Source organism: Actinospica sp. (assembly GCF_035552695.1).
In the GTDB taxonomy this organism is placed as follows: Bacteria; Actinomycetota; Actinomycetes; order Streptomycetales; family Catenulisporaceae; genus Actinospica.
Map to the genome: position 1 here is coordinate 1 of NZ_DASZKT010000201.1, position 11300 is coordinate 11300.

The 11300-nt window shown below is 69.0% G+C and carries 8 protein-coding genes and 1 pseudogene; 4 read left to right on the forward strand and 5 right to left on the reverse strand.

Features of this window, described 5'->3' with window-relative positions; genetic code table 11:
* Positions 1-211: pseudogene (locus VG296_RS23100) on the reverse strand (cupin domain-containing protein); the annotation flags it as partial.
* A 201-nt stretch (positions 212-412) separates the two neighbouring features.
* On the opposite strand from VG296_RS23100, the gene VG296_RS23105 reads away from it, so the two are divergent.
* The gene (locus VG296_RS23105; protein ID WP_325568992.1) at positions 413-1639 is read left to right on the forward strand and encodes a S53 family peptidase; all 1227 of its coding nucleotides are present in this window, start codon (positions 413-415) and stop codon (positions 1637-1639) included.
* Between the two features lie 11 nt (positions 1640-1650).
* On the opposite strand, the gene VG296_RS23110 is transcribed toward VG296_RS23105, so the two are convergent.
* Together VG296_RS23110 and VG296_RS23115 are read right to left on the reverse strand one after the other, a co-directional pair.
* Positions 1651-3393, reverse strand: coding sequence for an ABC transporter ATP-binding protein (locus VG296_RS23110; protein WP_325568994.1), 1743 nt, complete (start codon positions 3391-3393; stop codon positions 1651-1653).
* Positions 3390-5132 carry an ABC transporter ATP-binding protein gene (locus VG296_RS23115; RefSeq protein ID WP_325568996.1) on the reverse strand — a complete coding sequence of 581 codons (1743 nt, stop codon included), beginning with the start codon at positions 5130-5132 and terminating at the stop codon, positions 3390-3392. Before VG296_RS23115 ends, VG296_RS23110 begins: the two co-directional genes overlap by 4 nt.
* Before the next feature lie 296 nt (positions 5133-5428).
* On the opposite strand from VG296_RS23115, the gene VG296_RS23120 reads away from it, so the two are divergent.
* The 3 genes from VG296_RS23120 (at position 5429) to VG296_RS23130 (ending at position 10628) form a co-directional block, all read left to right on the forward strand.
* The gene (locus VG296_RS23120; RefSeq protein WP_325568998.1) at positions 5429-8188 is read left to right on the forward strand and encodes a PKD domain-containing protein; all 2760 of its coding nucleotides are present in this window, start codon (positions 5429-5431) and stop codon (positions 8186-8188) included.
* A 131-nt stretch (positions 8189-8319) separates the two neighbouring features.
* Entirely contained in the window at positions 8320-9264 is a 945-nt protein-coding gene (locus tag VG296_RS23125) for an ABC transporter ATP-binding protein (protein WP_325569000.1), read from the forward strand.
* Positions 9261-10628, forward strand: a complete 1368-nt coding sequence (locus VG296_RS23130; RefSeq protein ID WP_325569002.1) for an ABC transporter permease — start codon at positions 9261-9263, stop codon at positions 10626-10628. The genes VG296_RS23125 and VG296_RS23130 overlap by 4 nt, the downstream gene beginning before the upstream one ends.
* Positions 10629-10673: 45 nt before the next feature.
* Here the strand turns inward: VG296_RS23130 and VG296_RS23135 are convergent, their stop codons facing one another.
* Positions 10674-11006 carry an SHOCT domain-containing protein gene (locus tag VG296_RS23135; RefSeq protein WP_325569004.1) on the reverse strand — a complete coding sequence of 111 codons (333 nt, stop codon included), beginning with the start codon at positions 11004-11006 and terminating at the stop codon, positions 10674-10676.
* A 120-nt stretch (positions 11007-11126) separates the two neighbouring features.
* Positions 11127-11291, reverse strand: coding sequence for a DUF3459 domain-containing protein (locus VG296_RS33000; RefSeq protein ID WP_349259670.1), 165 nt, complete (start codon positions 11289-11291; stop codon positions 11127-11129).
* Between the last annotated feature and the right edge of the window lie 9 nt (positions 11292-11300).

Below are 11300 nucleotides of genomic sequence, written 5' to 3' on the forward strand. Positions count from 1 at the left end.
TGAAGCGTGCGGCGCCGGACACGACGTAGAAGCCCTCGTCGTGCCGGGCGTGGCGGTGTTGGGGCGGGCCGTCGGTGCGCGGGGCGAGGGTGATCTCACCCATGCCGAGCCGGTGTCCGGTCGTCGAACCGTCCTCCAGGATCCGCATCCGCGTCGGGCCGAGCTGGATCGACTCACCGTCGTCCGGTCCGACCACCGAGACCTGTGCCATGTCAGACGCCTCCATCGAGAGTTGTCGGGAAAGTTGGCTTGCTTCATGAGAGTTGACTCTCGAGAGAGTACGCGCGCGACGCGCTTCGTGCAAGTGGACTCTCGTGAGTGAGAGTTTTCTAAACGGTTAGTTGAGAACCTAGGCAGGGCGGGGGTGTGCACGCCGTTGAGATATACGGCGTCGGGATCGGCCAGGAAGGCGATGACGGCGGCGACCTCGGCCGGTTCGCCCGATCGGACCGCGACAGGTGCGGGACAGACCGTCGCGGTGGTCACGCCCGCCATGGACACCCTGGAACAGGACGTGAACACTTGGTCGACGCGAGTGGGTACGCGGACACTGCGCCCCGGCCAGCTCAACGTGGTCCCCACCCCGGACGGCTCGCCGGCCGTGACGCCGGCCGATGCCTTCTCCGTCATGGTCGAGAACACGCTCGACGTGGAGGCCGTACACGGCATGGCGCCGGACGCGGACATCATGTCGCTCGGCCTGTCCACCGCGGACGACGGCTCCATCTTGGATAGCCTGACCTACGCCGTGGACCACACGCACGCCTCGATCGTCTCGCTCTCCCTTTCGTTCGGGAACCTGCCCGGCCAGCAGGCGGCGTACGACGAGGTGTACCAGGAGGGCGCGCTGCGGGGCGTCGGCTTCTACTACGCCAGCGGCGATGGCGGCCACGACGCGACCGGGAACTTCCTCACCCCGCAGGCGGGCGACGACTGGGTCACCGCGGTGGGCGGCACCTCGCTGGGCATCGGGCCGGACGGTTCACGCGAGTGGGAGACCGGCTGGGGCGACGGGGCCAGTGCGCTGAGCCCGGACGGCACCTCGTGGGAGCAGCCGCAGAACGGCGGCGGCTCGGGCGGCGGATGGATGGCGGGCCAGCCGCGGCCGTGGTACCAGCAGGGAGTGGTCTCCGACCGCGAGGCGACCGGGGAGGACGGCAAGGTCGACCGGACCGGTCCGGACGTCGCGATGGACGCCGACGCGGCCACCGGCATGCTCGTCGGCGGAACTCCGCTGTACGGCCTCACGTCGCCGACCTCCGACCCGAGCACGTGGCAGTACACGGAGCGGCGCATCGGCGGCACGAGCCTGTCCACCCCGCTCTTCGCCGGCGTGCAGGCGCTCGCCCAGCAGGCGCGCGGCGGCGAGCCGTTCGGCTTCGCCAACCCGACGCTCTACCGGCTCGCGGACACCGGGGCGTTCCGCGACGTCACGCCGTTGCCCGGCGCGGCTCCGGCCACCGTCGAGCAGCGGCAGGTGTCCGCCGACGGATTCGCCCCGTACCTGGTCCAGATGTTCGGCCAGATCCCGTCGACGCCGTTCGTGCCGACCACCCCCGAGGCCGGACCCGGCTTCGACACCGAAACCGGCATCGGCGTCCCGACCGGCGACTACCTGTCACTGCTCCGCACAGGCTGACCCAGGCCGGGTCAATCCCTGTGCCAGGACCGCCACAGCGCTGCGTATGTCCCTTCTGATGCCACCAATTCTTCGTGGGTTCCCAGTTCGGTCACCAGCCCGGCGTCCATCACCGCGACTCGGTCCGCGTCGTGTGCGGTCTGTAAACGGTGTGCGATCGCGATGACAGTGCGACCCCGTAGTACTGCCGCGAGCGCCTGCTCGGTATTGCGGGCGGTCGCCGGGTCGAGCAGGGCGGTCGCCTCGTCGAGGATGACGGTGTGCGGATCGGCGAGCACGACGCGGGCGAGCGCGAGTTGCTGGGCCTGGGCGCCGTCGAGCCGGTGGCCGTTCCCGGCGACGAACGTGTCCAGGCCGTCGGGCAGGGCGTCGATCCATCCCGCGTCGACGGCGCCGAGCGCGGCCAGCAGCTCGTCGTCGGTCGCATCGGCCTTGGCCAGCTTCAGATTCCCGCGCAGGGTGTCGTGGAAGACGTGGTGCTCCTGGGTCACCAGCACGACCTGGCGGCGCAGGCGTTCGGGCGGGAGGTCGGCGATCGGAATGCCGTCGACGGTGACAGTGCCTTGATTCGGGTGGTCGATGCCGGCCAGCAGGCGGCCGAGCGTCGACTTGCCCGCGCCGGACGCGCCGACGATCGCCAGCCGCTCGCCGGGCTGCACCACCAGGTCCACTCCGTGCAGGACGTCCCCGTGATCCGCGTTGTAGGCGAAGTGGGCGCCGGCGACCTCGATGCGGTCACCCGCTGGGATCGCGCCGGTCGGGACGGGCGCCTGCGGCGCGGCCGACAGACCCTCAACCCGCGCGTAGGAGACGGCGGCGTTCTGCAGCGTCTGGATCCACACCAAGACGGTGTCCAGCGGGCCCGCCAACTGGCGCATGTAAAGGGTCGAAGCGACTACCGCTCCGAGTGAGACCTCGCCGTGCTCATACAGCGCGCCGCCGATCAGCAGGATCGCGGCAAGTGGCAGGACATAGGAGGCGTCAACCGTCGGGAACAGGACCAGGCGTAGCCGCAGCGAGTGCATCTGGGCCTTGATGGAAGCCGCGAACGCGGTCTCGGCCGCCTCGATCCGGCGTTGTTCCAGCCCCAGCGCGTCTACAGTGCGCGCACCGCTCGCCGTGCTCTCCATCACGTCGGTGATCGCCGCGCCCGCGATGCTCTGGGCCAGGAACGCGGGCCGCGACCGGCGCAGATACCAGCGCAGCACGAACACGTCGCCGACCAGGCACGCCACTCCGCAGATCCCCAGCAGCGGGTTGAGGACCAGGACCGCGCCGGCGATGCACAGCACCTGGACCGCCGAGACGAAGATGATCGGCGCGGCGTCGCGCAGGGTCGCGGCGACCATCCCGGCGTCATTCGTGCCGCGCGAGACAAGGTCGCCGGTCGTCGTGTGCTCGACGACGGAGGCCGGCAGGGAGAGTGCGCGCTCAAGCATGCGCTCCCTGATGCGGGCGGACGTGCGTTCGCCGAACCGCGCGCCGATCAGCAGCGCCCACCGAGACACGAGGATCTGTGCGAGCGCGAACACGACGATGATCAGTGCGTCGTGGTTCACGACGGACACCGACGGATGTGCGCCCGTGACTTCGTCCACGATCCGGCCGAGGTAGGCCGGTCCGACCAGGGCCGCAAGGGCGGCGAGCGCGTTCAGGACGAGCATCCCGGCGAAGGCGCGGCGATCGGACCGTACATCCTGACGCAATGCGGCCCGAATCTGGGCGGCGTCGGCGACGGGCAAGCGGGTGCTCATTGCGCGGCCTCCTGGCCCTGCGTCGCGGTGGTGCGTGAGACCACGGAGCGGTAGGCGGGGTTGGATCGCCAGAGCTCTTGGTGGGTCCCCGAAGCGGCCACCCGTCCCGCGACCAGGTGCAGCACGAGATCGGCCCGGTCGAGCACCAGCGGCGAGGACGTGGTGACCACGGTCGTCAGCCCTCGCCTCGCCTCTCGGAGCCGGGTGGCCATGGCGGCCTCGGTGGGCGCGTCCACGGCGGAGGCCGGCTCGACCAGCAGAAGGACCTCGGGCTGTGCGTACAGGGCGCGGGCGAGACGCAGCCGCTGGCGCTGGCCGCCGGAGAGGTTGCGGGCCTGGGAATCGAGCGTCGAGCCGAGGCCGTCAGGCAGCGCGTCGACGATGTCGCTCGCGACCGCCGCCGTGACCGCGTGGCCGAGATCGGGCTCCAGGGCTGCGCGCCGCCCGGCCACCGCCTCGCGTATCGTCCCGGCGAAAATCGTGGCGTCGTTCTCGGCCAGCAGGATGCGCGAGCGGATTTGCGGGAGTGCCACTTCGTCCAGGCGCACTGCGCCCCACGTGGCATCGGACGCGGTGAAGCGGGCCAGGCGTTCGAGGACCCCAGTGCAGTCCGCGGATTCGGCGCCGACGAGGGCGACGAACGAGCCGGGCGGTATCTCCGTGCCCGACAGCGGGTCGTGCAGGACTCCGGAGTCCGGGCCGAGATCGTGCTCGCCGTCGCTGTGATCGGGTTCGAGCGCGAGGAAGCGGATCACGCGGCGTGCGGCGACGGTTGCGGCCGTGAGCTGCTGCGCGCCCTCGATGAGGGAGGAGACCGGGGCCACCAGCATCGCGACGTAGCCGTAGACGGCGATCAGCTGGCCTACCGTGATCGACCCCTCGGCGGCCATCCTGGCCGCGATCCATGTGACGGCGGCCAGAAACAGCGTGGGCAACCCGGTACCCAGAGCCCCGGTCCAACTCGTCGCGGCCCCGACCCGGTAGCCCTGGCGGACCAGCGCTCGTGAATCCTCCCGGTAGCGGCCGAGATATGCCTGCTTGCCGCCGAGACCGCTCAGCACGCGCAGGCCGGTGACGATGTCGATCAGCCTGTTGGTCAGGGCTCTGTTCTGCTCCCGGTACGGCGTCATCGCCCCATGGGTGCGGTGCAGCACCGGCCCGATCGTCAGGGCGAGCACCGGCACGCCCGCGGACACGACGACGGCCAGCAGCGGGGAGATGGTGAACAGCAACACGGCGACCACCACGTACGCCACCACCGACCCGACCCCGGGACCGGTGACGGTCAGCGCCGTGGAGATGGCCTGGACGTCGCCAAGCCCGATCGCGACCACTTCCCCGGACGAGGACTTCCGGCCCAGCGCCGCCCCCAGCCGCGTCGCGTGCCGAACGGTCGAAAGCCCGGTCTGGTAGGCGGAATACGTGCGGATCTTCGTCATCGTGCCGTGCCGCAATCCGCCCAGCGCCGCGTTTCCCACGCAAAAAGCCACCAGCGCCAGCACCCACCCGACCAGCGCACCGTTGTCTCTCGACCGCAGGCCCTCGTCGATCGCCTCTGACAGCAGGTACGGCGGAAGCGCCAAACCGACCATCCACGCGCTGCCCACCACTGACGCCCGCAGCACTCGCCACTTCTGCCCGGCTATCAACCAGAGCAGGAAACGCAACGGACTGCGCAGGTCCCCGGGCCGCGGGTCGGCGTACCGGTCGGCGATGCGTGCAGCGTCGTGATCGGCCATGCCGTGACCCTATCGACCGCTGTGATCCGCTCGCTCACCGGCCGACTCGCCGCGATGCACGAAGCGGCGGCAACTTCAAACCGTGTACGCCAAGGGCTAGTTGCTCCAGCGAACCAGAGATCGAATTCACAACGGCTCCCGCGCCAACGGCGGGTGAACGTCGGACGCCGGGCCCGGAGCGTGAAAAGTTTATGAAGATATAGTCTCCGAGCCCCTTGCGGAGGGCTGATTCTACGAGATCCTACGGGCTGACGATGGTCATTTTGACCTCGCATGACCCACCGTGCGGAGGCTCAATGAAAAGCTGGAGAAAGCGAACGATCGGCATGACCGTGCTGGCCGGAATCGCTATAGCGGGGATTTCCTCGCTGAGCTGGGCGGACGGCGCCCCGGCGACGCATCCGAAGACGGGCGTCGGCTCGTGCACCCTGATCGGGTGGAACCCCAACACCGATCCTTCGAATGCCAAGAACCTGCCGGCCGGACACCGTCCGCAGACGTACCGGCCGGACAACTTCAACTGCAGCGGTGCGACGTTCGCGGCGCCGGGGGTGGAGTTCGCGAAGTTCCCGCAGCCCAAGAACTTCAAAATCACCAACAAAGATGTCGTTAAGACGGTCTCGAACAAGCAGACGGTAGTGGGTCAGCCCACTGCGGCGGTCAACCCGCTGGCGCCGTACTTCCCGGGGTTCAAGCATTTCGTGATCGTCTATCGCGAGAACCACACGTTCGACGACTACCTCGGCGACTGCGCAACGACGGTCATCGCGGGCTGCAACGGCAAGGTGGAGTCCACCAACCACATCAGCTCCGTGCCGGACCTGCACTCGCTGGCCAAGCAGTACGCGCTCTCCGACACGTACAGCACCGGCACGCAGCCGCCGAGCGGCCCGAACCACTGGTTCATGTTCTCGGGGCAGTCGGCGTCCAGCAGCCAGCAGCAGTCCTACCCGTCGGCCACGGGGACGCAGTTCGACCGTTTTCTCTCCGGCGACAACGGCCCGACGGACGAGGGCACCAGCGCCTGCACGCCGCCCAAGGGCACGAGCAGCGGCAGCAGCCCGTACACGTTCATCATGAACGGTGACTTCTACTGGATGCTCAACAGCGGAAGCGGCTACTGGAAGAACCCGGCCGACGGCAAGGTGGAAGTGCTGCCGCCCAATCGTCCGGGCACGACCATCCCCGACGAGCTGCACTACAACGAGTACACCTGCTCGAACCAGAGCCTGCCGGACAGCACCATAGCCAACGACTACATCAACTTCGTCAACACCAACGGGCTGCCCGCGTACAGCTATGTCGAGCTGTTCAACGACCACCCCGGGACGTACCAGGACATCCCGGGCAATGACACCGCGACCAACAACGTCGTCAACTCCATCGAGAACAACGCGACGTACAAGAACAATACGCTGGTCATCGTCACTGAAGATGACACGCAGAACGGTAACAACGGCTCCGACCACGTGTCCAACACCTACCGGGTTCCGCTGGTCGTCATCGGTCCGTCCGCGCTCGTCAAGCAGCACTACATAAGCCACGTCGCGTACACGACGAGCAACGTGCTCGCGGCGATGGAGCGCACGATGGAGAACGTGAAGTCGGGCATCATCAACCCGAACGACAACCTCGGGCTGAGCACGTTCCCGATGACCACCAACGACCAGGCCGCCCTCGGCGACCCGTTGGAGGACTTCTGGGTCCAGGGCGCGACCCCGCTGTCGGCGAGCGCCACCGGCACCCCGAGCACCGGGAACGCGCCGCTGTCGGTGAACTTCACCGGTTCGGCCACTGGCGGCACCGCGCCGTACACCTACAGCTGGGCCTTCGGCGACGGTGCCACGAGCACGGCGCAGAACCCGAGCCACACTTACAGTGCGGCGGGCACCTACACCTCGACCCTCACGGTGACGGACAGCTCGTCGCCGGCTAAGACGGCCACGTCGACCGTGACCACGAACGTCAGCGCCGTGGGCAACCCGCTCGCGGCTTCCGCTTCGGCGACGCCGACGTCCGGCCAGGTCCCACTGGCCGTCAACTTCGCCGGCACGGCAACCGGCGGAAAGCCGACGTACTCGTACAGCTGGAACTTCGGTGACGGCTCGGCCGTGAGCACGGCGCAGAACCCGAGCCACACCTACAGCACCGCGGGCACCTACACCGCCACCCTCACGGTGACGGACAGTTCGTCCCCGGCCCTGACGGCCACCTCGACCGTCACCGTCACCGCCTCGCCGATCGCGGCCACCGCGCCGGGCCCGCCGACGGGCTTGACCGCCGCGCCGGGAACCACTTCGGTCGCGCTGAACTGGAAGACCCCGTCGAGCGACGGCGGTGAGGCCATCAACGGGTACAAGGTCTACCGCAGCACCTCGAGCGGCACCGAGTCCCTGCTGACCTCGGGCGGTTGCGCGAACCTCGCCGTGGTGAACACGTGCACGGACACCGGGCTGATCGCCGGCCAGACCTATTACTACGAGGTCACCGCATCGAACCCGATCGGTGAAGGCCAGCAGAGCAACGAGGCCAGCGCCACCCCGACCGGTGGCGGCGGCTGCACGGCGGCGCAACTGCTCGGAAACCCCGGCTTCGAACAGGGCAGCTCCGGCGCCGCGCCCTGGACGGTGACCTCGACCCATTCGCCGGTCGACGTGATCAGCAACAGCGCATCGGAGCCGCCGCACAGCGGATCGTGGGACGCCTGGCTTGACGGCTGGGGCTCTACGACCACTGACACGCTCGCCCAAACGGTGGCGCTGCCGACTGGTTGCAGCACGTACAACTTCAACTTCTGGCTGCACGTCGATACGGCGGAAACCAGCACGAGTACCGCGTACGACACGCTCAAGGTGCAGGTCCTCAGCAGTTCCGGTTCGGTTCTGTCGACCCTGCACACGTACTCCAACCTCGACCACAACACCGGATACGCCCAGCGCAGCTTCAGCCTGGCCCCGTACGCCGGCCAGACGGTCACCCTGAAGTTCACCGGCGCCGAGGACTTCGAGTACCAGACCTCGTTCGTCCTCGACGACACTGCGGTCAACGTCAGTTGATGTCAGTGGCCTGATTACGCTCTGGAGGTCGGCGTCCGCACCGCGACCGCGGTGGGGACGCCGACCCGCCAGGAGAACTCGCCACCCCACAATCGCAGTCCAAGAACTTTCAGCTGGCAAAGGACGTACGGATGGATTCGGCAATAGCGGTCAGAGGTCGCGGCCTCACCAAGATCTTCGATAACGTCGTCGCGCTCGACCATGTCGACGTGAATGTGGCCCGGGGCCAGATCCACGGACTGGTCGGGCCGAACGGCGCCGGCAAGACCACGCTTCTCGGCCTGATGCTGGGCCTCGCCGTCGCCGACGAGGGGAGCCTGGAGATCCTCGGCACTCCGGCGGGACGCGCGGCGGCCGTGTCCGACGCCGTCTCCGGGTTCGTCGACGGGCCCGGCCTCTACCCCGCTCTCACCGCGAAGCAGAACCTTGCGACGCTCGTCTCGCTGCGCCCCGAAGTCGGGCGCACCGCGGACGTCGACGAGGCTTTGGAGCAGGTCGGCCTCACCGAAGTCGCCGACGACAAGGTCCGCGGCTTCTCTCTCGGCATGCGCCAGCGGCTCGGGCTGGCCGCGGCCCTGTTGACCAAGCCCCGGCTGCTGGTGCTCGACGAGCCGTCCAACGGCCTGGACCCGGCCGGCAAGCGGCACGTGCACGGCGTCCTGCGCCGGGTCGCGGCCGAGGGCGGCACGGTCGTGCTGTCCAGCCACCGGATGGACGATCTCGAGGCGCTGTGTTCCGAGGTCACCATCCTCGCCGCCGGACGCGTGGTGTTCTCCGGGCCACTGAATAAGCTTCCTGATGACCACCGCGAACTCGACTACCGGCTGCGCGCCTCGGACCCGTCCGCCGCTCGCGCCCTCGCGGCCGAGACGCCCGGCATAAGTGTCGTCGACGGCTCCGACGGTGCGCCACGACCCGATACCGACATCGTCGTCATACGCGCGCAGGTGGCGGCCCTCGACGTGTTCGTGGCGCGGATCGTGCGCGCGGATATCGCGCTGCGCGAGTTGGTGCCCGTCGTCTCGCCACTGGAAGCGGCGTTTCTCGCCCTCACCGAACAGGAGGCAGGCCGATGACCGCGACCGCCGTCGACACCCTCGTCACCGAGCCCGCGACCGCGGGCGTGCGCCCCGTCGCGGTGGCCCGCGTCCTGCGCTTCGAGCTGATCAAGCAGACGTCATCCTGGCGGGTACGCCTGTTGCTGCTGCTCAGCTGGATCGGTCCCGGCCTGGCGGTCTTCGCGGTCGACCAGCAGGGCACCCTGCCGTCGGACACGCTGTTCGGCCGCCAGATGCACGCCACCGGCTGGGCCGGATCGCTGGTCGTCCTCGGCGCCGCAGGCACCTGGGTGTTGCCGCTGCTCACGTCGATGGTCGCCGGCGACGTGTTCGCCTCCGAGGACCGGCTGGGGACCTGGCGGCACCTTCTCGTCGCGGTCCGCTCGCACCGGCGGATCTTCGCGGCCAAGGCGATCGCCAGCCTCACCGTGATCGTGCTGGGCGTGGCCGGCCTGGCCGTGTCCAGTGTCGTCGGCGGACTGCTCGCGGAGGGGAACCAGCCGCTGATCGGTCTGGACGGCCACCTGCTCAGCGGAGGGGACGCGGGCGGCAAGACCCTGCTGGCCTGGCTGTGCGTACTGGCGCCGACGCTCGCCCTGGCGGCCATCGGGCTGCTCGGATCGATCGCCCTCGGCCGGTCCCCGATGGGCCTGCTCCTGCCCATGATCGCCGCCCTCGGGCTTCAGACGGCACAGATGCTGCCGCTGCCGGTCGCGCTGCGCCTGGCGCTGCCCGGTTACGCCTTCATCTCCTGGAACGGCCTTTTCACCGATCCGCAACAGGCCGGGCCGTTGCTGATCGGCGTCGGGGTCAGCCTGGCGTGGGCACTCGTCGCGACGGCGCTCGCCTACCGGCTGTTCCTCCGCCGGGACTTCACGAACGTCAACAACGACGCAGCCGGCCGCAAGGCCCTGACCTGGGGCGTCCTCCCGCTGGCCGTCCTGCTCGCCGCGACGACCGGCATCGTCGCCGTGACGGCGAACGGGGCGGATGGCTCCGGCATCGACCAGAACAAGGTTCAGCAGTCGCTGGCCACGGCGTTCGCCCACATCTACCGACTCCAGCAAGCCCAGATGAACCACCCGCCGGTCACCGAGGCGCAACTGAACACCTCCGCCGCGTGCCTGAAGAGCGAGGGGCTCGGCGCGCAGGAGGGCCCCGGGAACGACTGGCGCTGCACGGTCTACTGGGCCGTCCCCGGTGACAACGTCACAGCCCAGGCCATCTACCAGCTCGACGTCACCGCGAACGGGCGCTACATCGCCGACGGAGACGGACCCGTGGAAGTCAACGGCTACTTCCTGATCGACATCTCGGGCAAGGTCTCGCCGAACCCGCTGTGGCAGTTCGACGGCAACGTGGACCTGCTGTCCAGTCGCTGACGAGCCCCGGGGTCGCCAGGAGATCTCCGCTCCCGGCGACTCCGCCTAGATCTCCAACAGTCGTTGTTTGGCGGCGACGAACTCCTCGTCCGTGAGCATCCCCTGCGTACGCAAGGCAGCCAACCGTTCGAGTTGCTCGAGCACATCGGAGCCCGCCGGCTGCCCAGGCGACGGAGTCGTGATCGGAGCCGTTTCGGGCTGCACGGCCGGCGCGCTTGGTGCGCCCGGCCCAGGTGCGGCCTGCTCGGCGGCGTTCTGGCGATGACGGTGTGCGACCCTGCTCCCGACGGCGGTGGCGGTGCCTGCAACCACGGCGGTGCGCGCGGCGGTTCCGAGCAGGCTGCCGCGGCGGCCCGCCGCTCCTCGACGACCGATCATGGCGAGTCGACCTCCTTCATCAAGACGTACGCGTCTGGCCTCAAGGCCATCCTCCGGCCAGGCGTCGCCGTCAGCCACTCGGGGCCCGTGCGTGAAGCTGAAGTCGGTTGGGACCGTCTACTAGTCCATTAGCCAAACGGCAGTGTCGGGTGGCAGCGTTTCCGCGCCGAGCGGTCCGCTGGCCAGCAGAACCCTGTCGTGCTCCGGCAGGCGCCGTTCGGTGTCGGAGAAGTTCACAGCCACGATCAGCCGGTTGCCGCCCGTTCCGCGTCGGAAGGTGAGCAGGCCTTCGGC